The following is a 16,939-nucleotide window of genomic DNA, read 5'->3' as shown; positions in this document are numbered from 1 at the left end:
GCAGCCCAGCGGGAGCAAGCTCCCTCGCCACAGGTTAAGGCAGGGGCGAGAACGGCGAGCGCCCGTCGGCACTCTGCAATTCCTGCAGGTAGTTGCGGAAGATCTGCCCCAGCACCTGCGTCGCCAATTCCAATTCATCGCGCTGCATGTGCTCGGCAACTTCGTCGGCTGTGTCGAGCGCGTCTTCGGCGCCGTTGACCGCCGCCATTTTCAGCACGATGTACGCCTGGACGTTATTGGCCGGCACGCCTTCACCGTGGAAAAACATGGTGCCGAGCTGGAATTGCGCCTGTGCGTGGCCCTGCAACGAGGCTTTCTCGAAGTAGCTCAAGGCTTTGTTGAGGTCGCGGGCGGGGTTTTTGCTGTCGTAGAAGAACTCGCCCAACTCGTATTGCGCTTGCGCATCCCCTCCGTCGGCCTGTTTCTGGCACGCGCTCAGGGATTCGACCTGGCTGTCTGGCTGGGTATTGAGGGTGCAACGACCCATCGCTGGGATTAACAACGAGTTGCCGCCTGCTTGTGCAAATGCCAGCAGCGGCTGAAGGAGCAACAGGCAGCCCAGAACCAGGGTGCGGCCGGTGCGTTTCATGGGAATCGACTTACCTCTGACGGGGCGCGCGGACCCTCGTGGGATCCAATAAGCGCGCATTATGAAATAAGCAGGCCCCTGCTTACAAAGTCTTTACTCGTTTTTCTGCTGCTTGGGCAAGTTATCTGCCGGATTGCAGGTGAAATCTCGAGAAAAGAAGGAAATCTCTGTAGGCAAAGTAACAAATCTGACGCCACCTAGGGCAACGTCAGATTTTTGCAGCCAGTTATTTCAGAGCAGCAAAGGCGCGCTCTGCGGCATCGAGGGTCAGTTTCAACTCGGCGTCGCCATGGGCGATCGAGGTGAAGCCGGCTTCGAAGGCACTCGGTGCCAGGTAAACACCACCTTCCAGCATCAGGTGGAAGAAACGCTTGAACAGATCGGCATTACTGCCCATCACGTCATCAAAGGTAACGATATCGTCGGCACCGCTGAAGTACAGGCCGAACATGCCACCGGCCTGGGTGGTGACAAACGGGATGCCTGCGGCATCGGCGCGCTGTTGCAGGCCGTCCAGCAAGCGAGTGGTGTAGTCGGTCAGCTCGGCGTGGAAGCCCGGGCGGCTGATCAGGCGCAGGGTGGCCAGGCCGGCCGCCATGGCCAGTGGGTTACCCGACAGCGTGCCCGCCTGGTACACCGGGCCCAGCGGCGCGATGTGCTGCATGATTTCGCGCTTGCCGCCAAAGCAGCCCACTGGCATGCCGCCACCGATGATCTTGCCGAAGGTGCTCAGGTCCGGCGTGATGCCGTAGTGTGCCTGGGCGCCACCGAGAGCCACGCGGAAACCGGTCATCACTTCGTCGAAAATCAGTACCACGCCGTGCTTGTCGCACTGCTCGCGCAGGCCTTCGAGGAAGCCCGGCGCCGGCGGTACGCAGTTCATGTTGCCGGCCACCGGTTCAACGATGATGCACGCCACGTCCTGGCCGACTTCGCTGAGCATCTGCTCGACGGCGGCGATGTCGTTGAACGGCAGTGTCAGGGTGTGTTTGGCAAACGCCGCCGGCACACCGGCCGAGCTCGGTACGCCTTGGGTCAGCAGGCCGGAGCCGGCTTTTACCAGCAGGCTGTCGGAGTGACCGTGGTAGCAACCTTCGAACTTGATAATGCTGTCACGGCCGGTGAAACCACGGGCCAGGCGGATCGCGCTCATGGTGGCTTCGGTGCCGGAGCTGACCATGCGCACCATTTCCATCGACGGCACGATAGTGCAGACCAGGTCGGCCATCTCGGTTTCCATGGCGGTCGGGGCGCCATAGGACAGGCCGTGTTCCAGTTGCTTGCGCACCGCGTCCAGCACGTCCGGGTGGCTGTGGCCGAGGATCATCGGGCCCCAGGAACCCACGTAGTCCACATAGCGCTTGTCATCTTCGTCGGTGACATAGGCACCTTCGGCATGTTTAAAGAACAGCGGCGTGCCGCCCACGCTCTTGAACGCACGCACGGGGGAGTTCACACCGCCGGGGATGTGTTTCTGAGCATTGGCAAACAGCGTTTCGGAACGGGACATGATCGGGCTCTCTAAACTGAATTTTTAAGAAGATCGTTGAACGCGCGAGCACGGCGCGTGACTTCCTGGGTGCTGTCGGCACCGAACAGGCCATGCACCACGGCCAGCAGGTCAGCGCCTTGGGCCACCAGCGGTTCGGCATTCTCCAGAGTGATGCCGCCGATCACGCAGATCGGCAGGTGCAGGCGGGTGCGGGCCTGGCCAAGCATTTCCAAGGTGGCGGCGGGGGCACCGGGCTTGGTGTTGGAATTGAAGAAGCGGCCGAAGGCGACGTAACTGGCGCCTTCTTTTGCAGCCTGCTCGGCCAGTTCGATCTGGCTGTGGCAGGTGGAACCAATGATCGCTTTTGAACCGAGCAACGCACGGGCCGGGGTCAGCGGACCGTCGGTCTGACCCAGGTGTACGCCGACACCCAGGCGCGCGGCCAATTCGGCGTCATCGTTGATGATCAGTTGAGTCTTGTAGCGCGAGCACAGTTCGCGCAGCTTCTCGGCTTCGCGCAGGCGCCGCGCTTCGTCGCTGCTTTTGTCGCGGTATTGCAGCAGGGTCACACCACCGTCCAAAGCCGCTTCGACGTAGGCGAGGAATTTGCCGGCCAAGAGTTGGCTGTCGGTAATGGCGTAAAGGCCACGTAGTTTCATCGAGCAGGTCCCTTAATGTTACGAGCAGGATCTTACGAGCAGAAATCCAGCGGCAGACGGCGAGGCACGAACTGGCCCTGGCCGAGTTGTTCGGCGTCACGCAGGGTGCGCCAAGTGTAGTTGAGGGCCGATTGCACAGCACTGGCCAGGCCTTCACCCTGGGCCAGCCGGCCGGCGAGCGCGCTGGCCAGGGTGCAACCCGAACCGTGATAACTGCCGGGCAGGCGCTGGCAGGTAAAGGTCTGGCGCGTGCCGTCGCGGCTGTACAGGCGGTTGTGCACTTCGTGCTCGTCGCCGTGGCCGCCGGTGATCAACAGGTGCTTGATAAACGGCAACAGCTTCTCGGCGCATTCGTCCGCAGTGCCGTCAGGCAGTTCAGCAAGGATGCGCGCTTCGGGCAGGTTCGGCGTGGCGATCAGCGAGAGTGGAAACAGCCGCTCACGCATCGCGTAGCCGACTTCGTCCTTGCCCAGGCTGCCACCGCCGCCGGCGCGCAGCACCGGGTCGCACACCACCGGCAGGTGCGGGTGCGCCTGCAGCAATTCGACCACGGTGTCGACCATCGCGGTGGAGCCGAGCATGCCCAGCTTGACCGCCGCCACTTCGGAATCGGTGAGCACGGCATTGGCCTGGGCCATTACCCACTCGCGGTCGAGCACGCGGAAATCGCTGACATTGACGGTGTTCTGCACGGTCAGGGCGGTGACGGCCGGAGCCGCATGACAGCCCTGTGCGAGCAGGGCTTCGATATCTGCCTGCAAGCCGGCGCCACCACTGGGATCATGGCCGGAGAGACAGAGGACAACAGGGCGAGAGCTGTAGATATTCATGGTGCGCGAGCTTACCACCAAACGCTTTTGGCGTGGCCGTCTGGCGGTGGGTGAATTTTGCCCGAGTTCGCGGGGAATCATAGCTCTTGGCTAGTACCGGTTGCTGTCTGTGAAAATCGCTGAAAGCCTCTATCTAGAGCCTTCCGTAAAATTATTTCGATGGTGTCCAATGGCCTTTAACGGCTATGCTAAAGTGGATCGAAATAACTTAATGTATCGCCGGTGTACGTCATCTCAAAAGGAATGGGGGGCTTTTGGCATAACCGGACAGGCCACGCTGGGGCTCTATGCGCTATTTGCTGATTTTATTGTTGTGCGGGCTACCCATGCTCGCCAGCGCCATCGAGTTCACACAGGACACTCGAAGCCTGCCGCTGGGCCGGTCCATGCAAGTGCTCGAAGACCCGAGCGATACCCTGACCATCGCCGATGTCAGCTCCCCCGCCTACGCTGCGCAGTTCAAGACCCACGACAAGGCCACCCTCAACGCCGGCTATTCGCGCTCGGTATTCTGGCTCAAGGTCGACCTGCATTACATGGCCAAAGACCCTCGATCCCCGCGCACTTGGTTTCTGGAACTGGCCTACCCGCCGCTGAACCATCTGGACCTGTACCAGCGCGACACCACCGGCAACTACCGAATGACCGCCCGCACCGGGAGCGCGCTGCCGTTTTCCAGCCGTCAAGTGCGCCAGAGTAATTACCTGTTCAAGCTCAACTTTGTTCCAGATCAGCAGGAGACTCTCTACCTGCGTCTGCAAAGCCAAGGCTCGATCCAGGCCCCGTTGACGCTCTGGGCCGGTACCGCCTATATGGAAGAGCAGCCGTTGCGCCTGTATGTATTGGGCGCGATCTACGGCGTATTGCTGGGGATGCTGATCTACAACCTGTTCATTTATTTGAGCGTACGCGACACCAGCTACCTCTATTACATCCTTTATATCGCGTCGTTCGGCCTCTACCAACTGTCGGTCAATGGCGTGGCTGCCGAGTACTTCTGGCCGAACAACCCATGGTGGACCAACGCGGCGGTGCCGTTCCTGATTGGTTCGGCGGCGCTGTTCGGCAGCCTGTTCGCGCGCAGCTTCCTGCACACTGCCCAACACAGCCGCTGGATCAATCGCCTGCTGCTGGCGCTGGTCGCCGGGGGCGCGGTGGTGATGTTGCTTTCACTGATGACCAGCTACGCCCTGGCCCTGCGCCTGGCGACCGGTTTGGCGCTGGTGTTCACCGTGACCATCTTCGTTGCCGCCATCAAAGCGTGGTATTGCGGGCAGCGCATGGCGCGTTATTTCATCATCGCTTGGTCGGCGTTCCTGTTGGGCGGGGTGGTCAATACGATGATGGTGCTGGGCTACCTGCCCAACATATTCCTCACCATGTACGCCAGCCAGATCGGTTCGGCGATTGAAGTGGCGCTGTTGTCCCTGGCCCTGGCAGATCGCATCAACGGCATGCGTGAGCAGCAGGCGCAAATCCTGCTTGATGCCAGCCAGAAGCTCGAAGTACTCAACCTGCAACTGGCCCGCAGCAACCGCCTCAAGGACGAATTCCTTGCCACCCTGACCCACGAATTGCGCACGCCAATGAACGGGGTGATCGGCTCGCTGGAACTGATGCAAACCGTGCCGCTGGACGACGACCTGGCGCAGTACCAGCAAACCGCCGCCGGCTCGGCGCGGGACATGATGCGCATGGTCAATGGCATCCTCACCCTCACCGAATTGCAGGCCGGGCGCCTGAGTGCCCAGCCCCGGGTGTTCAGCCTGCGCAGCGTGCTCGACACTTTGCGGCAGCAGTTCAGCGCCAGTGCCCAGAGCAAGGGCCTGGCATTTTCCATCGACGTGGCCGATGAGCTGCCGGACCGCGTGATCGGCGATGCCGACAAACTGCTCCAGTGCCTGGATTGCCTGCTGGACAACGCCTTCAAATTCACCCACGAAGGCTCGGTGCGCCTGCGGGTGGTGGGCGTGCCCCACAGCGATGGCGGCGTGCGCCTGAGCTTTATCGTCACCGACACCGGCATAGGCTTCGCTTTCCTCGACGAGGCTACTCTCTACCAGCGCTTCTTCCAGCTCGACGGTTCGATGACCCGCGAATACGGTGGTTTGGGTATTGGCCTGGCAATCTGCCGACAATTAATCGAACTGCTCGGCGGGCGCCTCACTCATCATTCCGAGCCGCGCAAGGGCAGCCGCTTCCAGTTGGAAATGGAAGTCGACGCGGTGCCGGCCGAGCCCAAATCGGCGAGCCAGTTCGCTGCGCAACGCACACCGCAGGAATGCGCAGTGCTGTTGGTGGACGACAACAGCGTCGGCCAACTGGCGGTGCGCGGCATGCTGCTCAAGCTCGGTTACCGGGTGAAAACCGCCGACAGCGGTACGACTGCGTTGGCGGCGTTGCAGGCGGAAACGTTCGATGCGGTGTTGCTGGATGTGCCTGAAGGCGGTTTCTCGTTGTGCTGTCAGATTCGTGCGCTGCCGGGGTGTGGCGAGTTGCCGGTGATCGCTTTGAGTACGTCGCTGAATACGTCTGAGCGTGAACGCTGCCATGGCATCGGCGTCACCGAGCGCCTGGTCAAGCCTGTACGTTTCGAGGCGTTGCAGGCGGTGCTGGAGCGCCGCGTGTTGTGTGTGCGAGAGGGTGAAAGCGCCGGGTATTCGGCGGGTATGCCACTTTTTTAAGCCGCGTGACGGTGCTTAACTGGAAAAACCGGCCTCAATCGACACGCCTGATGTAGGAGCGAGCTTGCTCGCGAAAAACCTGAGAGCGGCGCATTCATCCAGGATGAGCGCGTTATCGTTGACGTTTTTCGCGAGCAGGCTTGCTCCTGCAAACAGCCTCACTCGACATGGGCCTTTTCGAGGAGGCCCGTCATGAACCTGCATCAGTTCGCCGAAACCCACGACGTCACCAACCAGCCACCGTCTCTGGACGGCACCAACCTGTACCGCATCGACCTGCCCCTGCAAGACTGGTCGCGCCGTTTTGGCGCCGGCTGGGCAGAGGCGCGCATCGATGCCTACGGCGCGCTGGCCGGCGGGCCGCTGATGGAGGCCGGGTTCCTGGCGAACCAGAATAAACCGGTGTTCAGCAGCCATGACCGTTACGGCCATCGCATTGACTTGGTGGAATTTCACCCGGCCTATCACGAACTGATGCGCACCGCTGTCGAGCACGGCTTGCCGTCATTGCCGTGGGCCCATCCGCAATCCGGTGCCCATGTGGCCCGGGCCGCCATGACCTACCTGCACAGCCAGGCCGAAGCCGGCACTGGTTGCCCGCTGACCATGACCTTTGCCTGCGTCCCCGCCCTGCGTCTGCAACCGGACCTGGCTGACAGTTGGCTGCCAAAGATTCTCAACACCGAATACGACCCGCGCAACGTCGGCATCGCCCACAAGGCTGGCGCCACCATCGGCATGGCCATGACCGAGAAGCAGGGCGGCACCGACGTGCGCGCCAACACCACCCACGCATACCCGGTGGGCGCGGGCGGCCCCGGGCAGGCTTATGAATTGGTCGGCCACAAGTGGTTCTGCTCGGCGCCGATGTGCGATGGCTTCCTCACCCTGGCCCAGACTGACAAGGGCCTCACTTGTTTCCTGCTACCCCGGCACCGCCCGGACGACACGCGCAACGAGTTCTACATACAGCGCTTGAAGAACAAGCTCGGCAACTGCTCCAACGCGTCCAGCGAAGTCGAGTTTCGCGGGGCCCTGGCCTGGATGATCGGCGAAGAAGGTCGCGGCGTACCGACCATCATCGAAATGGTCGCAATGACCCGCTTCGATTGTATGGTCGGCTCCAGCGCCCTGATGCGCCAGGCGCTGACCCAGGCCAGCCATCACTGTGCCCATCGCCTGGTCGGCGGCCGTGTACTTAGCGAGCAGCCGCTGATGCAAAACGTATTGGCCGACCTGGCCCTGGAAAGCGAAGCTGCCCTGGCCTTGAGCCTGCGCATGGGGCGTGCCCTGGATCACCCGGGCGATGAGCAGGAAGCCAAGTTCGCGCGGCTGGTGACGGCGGTAGGCAAGTATTGGATCTGCAAGCGCGCGCCGGCGATGATCAACGAAGCCGCCGAGTGCATGGGCGGTGCCGGTTATGTCGAGGACAGCATCCTGCCGCGCCTTTACCGTGAGGCGCCGGTGAATTCGACGTGGGAAGGTTCCGGTAATGTGCAATGCCTGGATGTGCTGCGCGCGCTGTCGAAAGAGCCGGGTGTGCTGGAGGCGTTGTTTGTCGAGTTGGGCGATGGGCAGGGTGACAGGCAACTGGCGCGGCATATCGAGCAGTTGAAGTCGGCATTTATGGACACCCAGGATATTCAGTACCGCGCGCGGCAACTGACGGAGGACATTGCCGTGGCATTGCAGGCCAAGCTGTTGCTGGAAGCCGGTAACGCGGCGGTCAGCGACGGTTTTATCGCCAGCCGCCTGGGCGAGTCATCGGGCCGAGCATATGGCACCTTGCCACGTGGCGTTGATATCGAAACCATCGTCGCTCGCTCAACCCCCCAAGGCTTCTGATCGCAACGCCCTCTGTAGGCGCCGGCTTGCCGGCTCAGATAACTGATTCCAAATCGGTGTTCCAGTGAGGCAGCGATACAGGCAAGATGATTGCCTGCAAGTCAGAACACAGGATGCTTACCGTGACCGAAGCTTTTGTTGTCGTTCAAACCGCCGAAGAAGCCGTGGATCGGCTGGCGGCTCTCCATGAGCGTGCTACCGGCGCGCTCAATCAAGCCCTCAAGCAATACCTCAAGGACCGCGTCGAACCCGACGCCGTACAACGCGCGATGTTTCGCTACCCGGAACTGCGCCTGACTTATCACTGCCACGGCGAAGTCCCACAGACTACTCGGGCGTATGCCAAGGTCCAGTTGCCGGGGACCTACAGCGTCACCGTCACCCATCCGGCGGCGTTCCGTAAGTATTTGCTCGAGCAACTGGTGCCGCTGATGCACGACTTCACCGTGACGGTGGAAGTCGGCGTCAGCCAGCAGAACATTCCTTACCCCTATGTGGTGGAGCAGGGCGACGAACTGGCCGGCTCCGGCGTGACTGCTGCAACGCTGGCTCGGGTGTTCCCGAGCACCGACCTCTCGGCCGCCACCGATGGCATCGCCGACGGCCTCTACGACTGGGAAAACACCGACCCGCTGCCCCTGGCGCTGTTCGATGCGGCGCGCGTGGACTTTTCCCTGCGCCGCCTGGTGCACTACACCGGCAGTGACTGGCGGCATGTGCAGCCGTGGATCCTGCTGACTAACTACCACCGCTATGTCGACCAGTTCATTCTGCATGGCCTGGAGCAACTGCGCAGCGACCCGCGTTTTATCCGCATGGTGTTGCCGGGCAACGTGGTGATCGACAAGAGCATGGACCACGGCGAAGCGTCTGCGATTGCCGCAGGCGTGGTCTGGCACCGCTATCAGATGCCGGCCTACCACCTGCAGGCCACCGACGGCCACGGCGTTACGCTGGTGAACATCGGCGTCGGCCCGTCCAACGCCAAGAACATCACCGATCACCTGGCTGTGCTGCGTCCGCATTGCTGGCTGATGATCGGCCACTGCGGCGGCCTGCGCCAATCCCAGACCATCGGCGACTACGTACTGGCTCACGCCTATATGCGCCGCGACGGGATTCTGGACCGGGTGGTGCCGCCGAACATTCCGATCCCGGCCCTGGCCGAAGTGCAGATGGCCTTGCAGCAGGCGGCGGCGAATGTCACCGGCGAAAAAGGCGAAGAGCTGAAAAAACGCCTGCGCACCGGCACCGTGCTGACCTACGACGACCGCAACTGGGAACTGCGTTGGGCCCAGGAACGGCCGCTGATCAACCTGTCCCGCGCCGTGGCGGTGGACATGGAAAGCGGCACCATCGCCGCCCAGGGTTACCGTTTGCGCGTGCCCTACGGCACCTTGCTGTGTGTGTCGGACAAGCCGTTGCACAGCGAGATCAAGCTGCCGGGTTCGGCCAATGCGTTCTATGAACGTGCGGTCAGCCAGCACTTGAAGATCGGCATCGAGGCGGTCGACCTGTTGCGCACCGAACTCAACTCGCTGCACTCGCGCAAACTGCGCAGCTTCGACGAGCCGCCGTTCCGCTAAGCGGTTGGGATGGTCATTTAGCGGTCAGGCCACTAGCATTGTCGGTCCTGACCGTTAGATGTTCCTTTGCCATGTCCCGTCCCCCCCGTCCAGATTCGCGCCGCCCTGGCGTAAAACCCCCGCATTCCGCTGCGCGTCGTGTCGCCAAGGCGCCACCGGCCGAGCCGAAGCTGATCCTGTTCAATAAACCGTTCGATGTGCTGACCCAGTTCAGCGACGAAGGCGGGCGCGCGACCCTCAAGGACTTTATCGACATCCCCGGCATCTACCCGGCGGGCCGCCTGGACCGTGACAGCGAAGGCCTGTTGCTGCTGACCAACGATGGCCAGTTGCAGGCGCGCATTGCCGACCCCAAGCACAAGCTGGCGAAAACCTACTGGGTGCAGGTGGAAGGCGAGCCGACCGAAGAGCAGCTGCAACGCCTGCGCGACGGCGTGGAGCTCAACGACGGCATGACCTTGCCCGCCGAAGCCCGGCAACTGGACGAGCCCGAACTCTGGCCGCGCAACCCGCCGGTGCGTTTTCGCAAAAGTGTGCCGACCCATTGGCTGGAGTTAGTGATTCGTGAAGGGCGCAACCGCCAGGTGCGGCGCATGACCGCTGCGGTGGGCTTGCCGACCTTGCGACTGGTGCGGGTGCGTATTGGCGAGTGGTCTATCGACGGCCTGGATCAAGGCCAATGGAAGGCAGTGCCGCCGCGTTTATAAGGCGCCGGACTCGATAAGGCCGATCACCACGCTCTTGATGATGAACGCGGCTACGCCCAGGCCCAGCACGAAAAACAGGATGAACGAGCCAAAACGCCCGGCCTTGGATTTCTTCGCCAGGTCCCAGACGATAAAACCCATGAAAATGATCAGGAGGGTGACCAGGCCGGTCATCATCCATTCTTCAAACACGGCGGGATCGATGGAGTTCATGGGGTTTTTTCCGACAGGGGCAGGCGGGAAGTATAAGGCAGTGAGGTAGGCGCAACATTGACCTGGATCGAAGTGCGATCCAAATGTGGGAGGGGGAAAGCCCCCTCCCACATCGCTCGTTCCCACGCTCTGCGTGGGAATGTCTCTTGTGACGCTCTGCGTCACGCTTTAGGACGCGGAGCGTCCCTGGCTGCATGCCCACGCGGAGCGTGGGAACGAGCGAGACAGGTGTGGACTCAGGTACGCAGGTGGGTCAGCGGCAACTCGGTGCTGTTGAGCACCTGGTTCAGCACAAAGCTGGAGCGCACGCTGGTCACGCCGTCGATGCGGGTCAGGTGGCCCAGCAGCAGTTTCTGGTAGTGATCCATGTCTGGCACCACCACTTTCAATTGATAGTCGGCATCCATCCCGGTCACCAGGCTGCATTCCAACACTTGGGGCAGGGTGCGGATGGCCGCTTCGAAGTTCTCGAAACGCTCGGGGGTGTGGCGGTCCATGCCGATCAGCACGTAGGCCGTTAGGCTCAGGCCGAGCATCTTGCGGTCGAGCAAGGCGACTTGGCGCGCGATGTAGCCGTCGTCCTCCAATTGCTTGACCCGGCGTGAGCAGGGCGAAGGCGACAGGCCGATACGCTCTGCCAGCTCCTGGTTGGAGATCCTCGCGTCACGCTGCAATTCCGCCAAAATACTCAGGTCGTATCGGTCGAGCTTGCTCATTGGGTTAGCCTTTGTCGTAACTATTGCGGTGAATTATCCATGAAGGGTTAAAAATTGCGCAAGCACTGTTTATTGACGCAATCTTCGCAATCATCTGCCGGGCGCGAGCGGGTATCTTTATTAACAGAATCACCGCCTGGACATAGTCCACTGCAGCTCGCCCAATCAGGCCCGCTGCGGCCGCCACCCCAGCAGGGTTGAGCCGGCCTCCAGGCTGCACACTGTCCACAAGACGGCGTGAGGTGAGCCAACGTCATAAGCGTTGAGCCAGGACGAAATTCTCAAGGGGTGGCCGACGGGTCACCCCTTTTCTTTGCATGCGTCTTTTGCCTACCTCTCTTTAGCTAAAAAATAGTTCCCATGACTGATAACCTGTCTCAGAACCGGGCGAGGCTTTTCCAGTCTCATGTGTAAGCCCTAAACCGCAGTGAGGAAAAGCATGAAGCGCATCTGGCGTATGGCAGGTGTTGGTTTGCTGGTGGTTAGCGTCGGCACGCAGGTAATCGCCGACGAACGCGACAACTCACCGGGCCAGGGGCAGCGCCCGCAGGGTGGTGGACAGCATGAGCGGGGTCCGGAAGGTGGCGGGCGGCCCGGTAACAACCAGCCGCGCCCTGAGAACAATCAACCGCGTCAGGAGAGTAATCAGCCGCGTCCTGAAAACAATCAGCCACGCCCACAGAACCAGCATGTTGACCGTGGCGGCCAGAATGGCGGCGGTCAATGGCAAGGTCGCCCCCAGGGCAATGAGCAGGGCCGACCGGCGCCGCAGCCCCAACCCTCGAACAACCTGCCGATCCAGGGGCGTCCCGACACCGTGCGCCAGACCCAGGAACCGCGCCAGGGTGACTACCGCGACATCCCCCGGCGCAACGACGGCAACCCGCATTGGGAAGCCGGCGGCCCAGGTTCGCGTCCTGGTAATAACGGTGGCGGCTATAACAACGGCCGTCCCGGTGATAACCGTTGGCCAGGCCGGCCAGATGGGCATGGCAACGGCTGGGGCCCGGGCCCGCAGCACCGCCCCGGCTATATCGTCGACCGTTTCCCCGACCGCAACTACCGCGTGCCGTACCGTGGCCAGGATTACTTCTTCTCCGGCGGCTATTGGTATCGCCCGCAAGGCCCGCGCTACGTGATTGTCACGCCGCCGTACGGCATTCGCGTGCATTACTTGCCGGACTATGCGCGGGAAGTGTGGGTGGGCAGTGCGCTGTTCTTCCTCGCCGCTGGCGCCTATTACACCTACGAAAGCAGTTCGCAGCAGTACGTGGTGGTGGAGCCACCGACCGCCGTGCCGGCGCCGCAACCTGCGCCCCAGGGCAATGGTTATGACGTGGTGGCCTACCCGGCCAACGGCCAATCACCGGCCCAGGTGCAACAGGACGGCTACGACTGTTATCGCTGGGCGGTGCAACAAAGCGGTTTCGATCCAAGGACCGTTACCTACGCCCCCGACCCGGCCGTGGTGCAAACCTACCGCCAGGCCCAGGGCAACTGCCTGAGCAGTCGCGGGTATCAGGTTCAGTACTAAAAGCTTCAGTACTAAAAGGTGAAGTACTAAACCTTAACGCCCGCGACCACTTCCAGCGGGTCGGCGTGCACCAGCACTTCGGCGCGCGGGTAGGCGTTGTGAATGGCATCGGCGGCCTGGTCGCTGATGCCGTGGGCGACGGACAGCGTCAATTCCCCCGGCAGCTCCAGGTGCAGTTGCACAAACCAGTGGTTGCCGGAAATTCGCGTGCGCAAGTCATGGGCGCCCAGCACGCCGGGCACACCACGGGCCAATTCCAGCATGTGCTGGCTGACGTCCGGCGGCAGTTCTTCATCCATCAACACCGCAAAACTTTCCCGGCCGATCTGGATAGCGCTCCACAAGATGTACGCGGCGATGGCCAGGCCAAACCAGGCGTCGACCTGGTGGAAGCCGAAGCCTGCCAGCACCAGCGCAATCAGAATGCTGCCGTTGAGCAGCAAGTCCGAGCGGTAGTGCAGTGAATCCGCGCGCACCGCATTCGACCCCGTCTCTCGAATCACTCGGTGTTGCAAAATCAGCAGCGCCACCGTCAGCGCCAGGGATAAAACAATCACCCCAATGCTCAACCACGGCGCACCGACGGGCTCGGGATGCTTGATTCGCTCAAATGCCTGGAGCGCAATCAGCACCGCGCTGCCGGCAATGAACAACGCTTGTGCCATGCCGGCCAAGGACTCGGCCTTGCCGTGGCCGTAACGGTGATCATCATCGGCCGGTCGCAAGGCGTAATGCACCGCCAGCAAGTTCAGCAGCGAGGTCACGCCGTCCAGCAGCGAGTCGGTCAGCCCGGCGAGCATACTCACAGAACCACTGAGCCACCACGCGATGGCCTTGGTGATAATCAGCACAGAGGCCACAGCCACCGACGCGCGAGTGGCCAGGCGCAAAAGCCGGGCGTGTTCAGGACTGCTGGTCATAGGCGGGTCGAATCCTTAAGCGGCGGGTTGCAGGCCGAGGGACGCCAGTTGCTGCACGCTGCCCTTGAACTGGATCATGCGCGGGTCGTCCAGCGGCAGGGTGCGGCCGGTTTCCTTCTGGATGATGGTCTGCAGTTTGGCGTTGTCGACCTTGCCGTCTGCGCCGATGGCTTCCTGCAGTTTTTCCGGGGCGACTTGGGCGGTCTTGCCCGGTTCGAAGTAGATCGCGCCGGTGGCGAAGTCGACGCCGAACGCGATCAGGCCCGGGATCACGTAGAACAGCAGGCCCACGGCATCGAGCACGGCAATCGTCGGGTCGATCTTGCCGTCGATCTGGCCACGGCGGTCGGGGTAGAAAATCGAGCCGCAGGCCGTCAATTGGCTCAGCAGGGTGACGGCGAGGACACCGCCGATGACACGGGAAGCGATACGCATGAAAAATCTCCTGAACACGTTTAAGGGTGACTATATGCCAGACCACGCCGATCCAATAATGTAGGAGCGAGCTTGCTCCTGCAGAAAAGCCCTTAAGGCAATTACTCTCACCTTTGAGCGCATTCACAATTGAAGCGGGCGGTGTTTTTGAGACCCGCGTCGGCATCCGGCAGTTCGCCGTTATACTCGCCGCTCTGCTTTGGAGCCAGTATGAATTCGTTGCCGATCGATGATGTTTTACCTGCCCTGCGTGACGCCTTGGCGAATCGCCATGAAGCCGTGTTGGAAGCACCGCCTGGCGCCGGTAAAACCACCCGCGTGCCTTTGGCCTTATTGAATGAGCCCTGGCTGGCCGGGCAGACCATCCTGATGCTCGAACCCCGGCGCCTCGCCGCGCGTGCCGCCGCCGAACGGCTGGCCAGCGAGCTGGGTGAAAAGGTCGGTGAAACCGTCGGCTACCGCATTCGCCTCGACAGCAAAGTCGGGCCCAATACCCGTATCGAAGTCGTCACTGAAGGCATCCTCACCCGCCGCCTGCAGGACGACCCGGCGCTGGACGGCGTGGGTTTGCTGATCTTCGACGAATTCCACGAGCGCAGCCTCGACGCCGACCTGGCGCTGGCCCTGAGCCTGAACGGTCGCGACCTGTTTCGCGACGAGCAGCCGCTGAAAATCCTGCTGATGTCCGCCACCCTCGAAGGCGAGCGCCTGGCCAGCCTGCTGGACGACGCGCCTATCCTGCGCAGCGAAGGGCGCATGTTCCCGGTGCAGATGCGCTGGGGCCGGCCGTACCAGGCCGGTGAATTTATCGAGCCACGGCTGGTGCAGACCGTCCTCGAAGCCCTGCATGACGAAACCGGCAGCGTGCTGGTGTTTTTGCCGGGGCAGGCGGAGATTCGCCGGGTCAACCAACAGCTGGCCGATGCGTTGGGCGACCGCAGTGACGTATTGCTCTGCCCGCTGCATGGCGAACTCGACCTCAACGCCCAGCGCGCCGCCATCGACCCGGCGCCCGCCAGCAAGCGCAAGGTGGTGCTCGCCACCAACATCGCCGAGACCAGCCTAACCATCAACGGCGTGCGCGTGGTGATCGACGCTGGGTTGGCGCGGGTGCCGCGTTTCGACCCCGGCAGCGGCATGACTCGCCTCGACACCCAGCGCATCTCCCGCGCCAGCGCCACCCAGCGCGCCGGCCGGGCAGGGCGGTTGGAGCCGGGAGTGTGTTATCGGTTGTGGTCCGAGGACCAGCACGAAGGCCTGGCTGCCTATGGCAGCGCCGAAATCCTCGCGGCAGACCTCGCCGGCCTCGCCTTGCAGTTGGCACGTTGGGGCGTCACGCCCACGCAACTGGTGTGGCTCGACGTGCCGCCCACAGCCGCGTATGCCCAGGCCCAGGATCTGCTGCAACGCCTCGGCGCCTTGAATGAAGACAAACTCACCGCCCACGGTCAGAAGATGGCCGAGTTGCCGGCTCACCCGCGCATCGGCCATCTGCTGCTGCGCGGGCAGGACCTGGGGCTTGCGGCGACCGCCTGTGACGTCGCCGCGCTGTTGGGTGAGCGCGATATCTTGCGCGGGGGCGGCGCCGATTTGCACAGCCGCCTGGCGTTGATGTCCGGCGAAGAGCGTGCGCGGGGCGCCCAGGGCGGCGTGCAGCGGGCCAAGCAACTCGCCCGCCAATACCGTGGCTATTTAAGAGGCAAGGCGACGCAACCGGTGGCCGACCCCGACCATCCACGCTGGCTCGGCGCCTTGCTCGCGCTAGCCTACCCGGACCGTGTCGCCCAGCAACGTCGCCCCGGCGGCGCCGAATACCGCCTGGCCAACGGTCGCGCCGCATTGTTCGCCGAGGCCGACAGCCTGATGAAACAACCCTGGCTGGTGATCGCCGACCTGGGCAGCCGCCAGGGCCAGCGTGAAGAGCGCATCTACCTGGCGGCGGATTTTGACCCGGCACTGTTCGACACGGTGCTCGCCGAGCAAGTGCACAACGTCGACCAACTGGATTGGGACGAGCGCGAAGGCGTACTGCGCGCCGAACGCCAGCGCAAAGTCGGCGAACTGGTGCTCAGCCGCGAACCGCTGACCGGCCTCGACGAAACCGCCCGCAGCCAGGCGCTGGTCAACCTGGTGCGCCGCAAAGGCCTGGAACTATTGCCCTGGACCCTGGAGCTACGCCAATGGCAGGCCCGTGTTCTGCTGCTGCGCCAACTGGATGCCGGCAAACCCAGCGAATGGCCCGACGTCAGCGACAACGCCTTGCTCGCAGGCCTAGAACACTGGCTGATGCCCTACCTGGGCAAAGTTTCGCGGCTGAGCCATTTCGCCAACCTGGATATCTCCAGCTTCCTGCATAACTTATTGCCCTGGCCGCTGCCCCAGCGCCTGGACGAACTGGCGCCGCAGCATTTGAAAGTGCCGTCAGGCTCGTCGGTGCGCTTGGACTACAGCGAACAGCCGCCAATTCTGGCGGTGCGCTTGCAGGAATTGTTCGGGCTGGCGGATACCCCGCGCATTGCGGGCGGGCGGCAGGTGGTGAAGTTGCACCTCTTGTCACCGGCGCGGCGGCCGGTGCAGGTGACGCAGGACCTGGCGAACTTCTGGCGCAGTACGTACGCCGAGGTGAAGAAGGATTTGAAGGGTAGGTACCCCAAGCACTATTGGCCGGATGATCCGCTGGTGGCCGAAGCAACCGCCCGGATCAAACCGCGCAAATAAGGCTGATAGGG

At 62.5% G+C, this 16,939-nt stretch carries 14 protein-coding genes; 6 read left to right on the top strand and 8 right to left on the bottom strand.

From position 1 onward, the window contains the following. Nucleotides 1-34: 34 nt before the first annotated feature. The 4 genes from ACR52_RS13050 to ACR52_RS13035 form a co-directional block, all read right to left on the bottom strand. Complete coding sequence (locus tag ACR52_RS13050; RefSeq protein WP_048724616.1) at nt 35-589, bottom strand: tetratricopeptide repeat protein; 555 nt, start codon at nt 587-589, stop codon at nt 35-37. A 226-nt stretch (nt 590-815) separates the two neighbouring features. Continuing rightward, nucleotides 816-2,099: a glutamate-1-semialdehyde 2,1-aminomutase gene (gene hemL, locus ACR52_RS13045; RefSeq protein WP_048724614.1), complete on the bottom strand. Its 1,284-nt coding sequence runs from the start codon at nt 2,097-2,099 to the stop codon at nt 816-818. A gap of 11 nt (nt 2,100-2,110) precedes the next feature. After that, nucleotides 2,111-2,740 carry a thiamine phosphate synthase gene (thiE, locus tag ACR52_RS13040; protein ID WP_048724612.1) on the bottom strand — a complete coding sequence of 210 codons (630 nt, stop codon included), beginning with the start codon at nt 2,738-2,740 and terminating at the stop codon, nt 2,111-2,113. A gap of 32 nt (nt 2,741-2,772) precedes the next feature. Further along, nucleotides 2,773-3,570, bottom strand: a complete 798-nt coding sequence (locus tag ACR52_RS13035; protein WP_048724947.1) for a hydroxymethylpyrimidine/phosphomethylpyrimidine kinase — start codon at nt 3,568-3,570, stop codon at nt 2,773-2,775. A gap of 287 nt (nt 3,571-3,857) precedes the next feature. Here ACR52_RS13035 and ACR52_RS13030 point away from each other — a divergent pair, with 287 nt between their 5' ends. The 4 genes from ACR52_RS13030 to ACR52_RS13015 all read left to right on the top strand — a co-directional run bounded on the left by ACR52_RS13030 (nt 3,858) and on the right by ACR52_RS13015 (nt 10,392). After that, on the top strand, nt 3,858-6,254 hold the full coding sequence (locus ACR52_RS13030; protein WP_048724609.1) for a hybrid sensor histidine kinase/response regulator: 2,397 nt from the start codon (nt 3,858-3,860) through the stop codon (nt 6,252-6,254). A 192-nt stretch (nt 6,255-6,446) separates the two neighbouring features. Continuing rightward, complete coding sequence (locus ACR52_RS13025; protein ID WP_048724607.1) at nt 6,447-8,099, top strand: acyl-CoA dehydrogenase family protein; 1,653 nt, start codon at nt 6,447-6,449, stop codon at nt 8,097-8,099. 86 nt (nt 8,100-8,185) lie between these two features. Continuing rightward, on the top strand, nt 8,186-9,685 hold the full coding sequence (amn, locus tag ACR52_RS13020; RefSeq protein ID WP_173439233.1) for an AMP nucleosidase: 1,500 nt from the start codon (nt 8,186-8,188) through the stop codon (nt 9,683-9,685). 71 nt (nt 9,686-9,756) lie between these two features. Next, entirely contained in the window at nt 9,757-10,392 is a 636-nt protein-coding gene (locus tag ACR52_RS13015; protein ID WP_048724603.1) for a pseudouridine synthase, read from the top strand. On the opposite strand, the gene ACR52_RS13010 is transcribed toward ACR52_RS13015, so the two are convergent. Next, nucleotides 10,387-10,596, bottom strand: coding sequence for a DUF2788 domain-containing protein (locus tag ACR52_RS13010; protein ID WP_048724945.1), 210 nt, complete (start codon nt 10,594-10,596; stop codon nt 10,387-10,389). The genes ACR52_RS13015 and ACR52_RS13010 overlap by 6 nt on opposite strands. 245 nt (nt 10,597-10,841) lie before the next feature. Further along, nucleotides 10,842-11,321, bottom strand: a complete 480-nt coding sequence (locus ACR52_RS13005; RefSeq protein WP_017735654.1) for an Lrp/AsnC family transcriptional regulator — start codon at nt 11,319-11,321, stop codon at nt 10,842-10,844. A gap of 439 nt (nt 11,322-11,760) precedes the next feature. On the opposite strand from ACR52_RS13005, the gene ACR52_RS13000 reads away from it, so the two are divergent. Then, complete coding sequence (locus tag ACR52_RS13000) at nt 11,761-12,855, top strand: DUF6515 family protein (protein WP_048724600.1); 1,095 nt, start codon at nt 11,761-11,763, stop codon at nt 12,853-12,855. Nucleotides 12,856-12,881: 26 nt separating this feature from the next. Here ACR52_RS13000 and ACR52_RS12995 read toward each other — a convergent pair whose 3' ends face one another. Together ACR52_RS12995 and ACR52_RS12990 are read right to left on the bottom strand one after the other, a co-directional pair. Beyond that, nucleotides 12,882-13,775, bottom strand: a complete 894-nt coding sequence (locus ACR52_RS12995) for a cation diffusion facilitator family transporter (RefSeq protein ID WP_048724599.1) — start codon at nt 13,773-13,775, stop codon at nt 12,882-12,884. Between the two features lie 15 nt (nt 13,776-13,790). Next, nucleotides 13,791-14,210 carry a hypothetical protein gene (locus ACR52_RS12990; protein WP_048724598.1) on the bottom strand — a complete coding sequence of 140 codons (420 nt, stop codon included), beginning with the start codon at nt 14,208-14,210 and terminating at the stop codon, nt 13,791-13,793. Nucleotides 14,211-14,420: 210 nt separating this feature from the next. On the opposite strand from ACR52_RS12990, the gene hrpB reads away from it, so the two are divergent. Then, on the top strand, nt 14,421-16,928 hold the full coding sequence (gene hrpB / locus ACR52_RS12985) for an ATP-dependent helicase HrpB (protein ID WP_048724596.1): 2,508 nt from the start codon (nt 14,421-14,423) through the stop codon (nt 16,926-16,928). The last annotated feature ends 11 nt before the right edge of the window (nt 16,929-16,939 follow it).

The sequence above is a fragment of the Pseudomonas fildesensis genome, assembly GCF_001050345.1.
Classification (GTDB): domain Bacteria; phylum Pseudomonadota; class Gammaproteobacteria; order Pseudomonadales; family Pseudomonadaceae; genus Aquipseudomonas; species Aquipseudomonas fildesensis.
This window is presented reverse-complemented; position numbering and strand designations above follow the sequence as displayed.

What these genes read in the sequence shown, in the direction of transcription:
- ACR52_RS13035 (WP_048724947.1), bottom strand. Translation starts at nt 3,570, where the DNA reads ATGAATATCTACAGCTCTCGCCCTGTTGTCCTCTGTCTCTCCGGCCAT.
- ACR52_RS13025 (WP_048724607.1), top strand. Translation starts at nt 6,447, where the DNA reads ATGAACCTGCATCAGTTCGCCGAAACCCACGACGTCACCAACCAGCCA.
- hrpB (WP_048724596.1), top strand. Translation starts at nt 14,421, where the DNA reads ATGAATTCGTTGCCGATCGATGATGTTTTACCTGCCCTGCGTGACGCC.
- amn (WP_173439233.1), top strand. Translation starts at nt 8,186, where the DNA reads ATGATTGCCTGCAAGTCAGAACACAGGATGCTTACCGTGACCGAAGCT.
- ACR52_RS13000 (WP_048724600.1), top strand. Translation starts at nt 11,761, where the DNA reads ATGAAGCGCATCTGGCGTATGGCAGGTGTTGGTTTGCTGGTGGTTAGC.
- ACR52_RS13005 (WP_017735654.1), bottom strand. Translation starts at nt 11,321, where the DNA reads ATGAGCAAGCTCGACCGATACGACCTGAGTATTTTGGCGGAATTGCAG.
- ACR52_RS12995 (WP_048724599.1), bottom strand. Translation starts at nt 13,775, where the DNA reads ATGACCAGCAGTCCTGAACACGCCCGGCTTTTGCGCCTGGCCACTCGC.
- ACR52_RS12990 (WP_048724598.1), bottom strand. Translation starts at nt 14,210, where the DNA reads ATGCGTATCGCTTCCCGTGTCATCGGCGGTGTCCTCGCCGTCACCCTG.
- thiE (WP_048724612.1), bottom strand. Translation starts at nt 2,740, where the DNA reads ATGAAACTACGTGGCCTTTACGCCATTACCGACAGCCAACTCTTGGCC.
- ACR52_RS13015 (WP_048724603.1), top strand. Translation starts at nt 9,757, where the DNA reads ATGTCCCGTCCCCCCCGTCCAGATTCGCGCCGCCCTGGCGTAAAACCC.
- ACR52_RS13050 (WP_048724616.1), bottom strand. Translation starts at nt 589, where the DNA reads ATGAAACGCACCGGCCGCACCCTGGTTCTGGGCTGCCTGTTGCTCCTT.
- hemL (WP_048724614.1), bottom strand. Translation starts at nt 2,099, where the DNA reads ATGTCCCGTTCCGAAACGCTGTTTGCCAATGCTCAGAAACACATCCCC.
- ACR52_RS13030 (WP_048724609.1), top strand. Translation starts at nt 3,858, where the DNA reads ATGCGCTATTTGCTGATTTTATTGTTGTGCGGGCTACCCATGCTCGCC.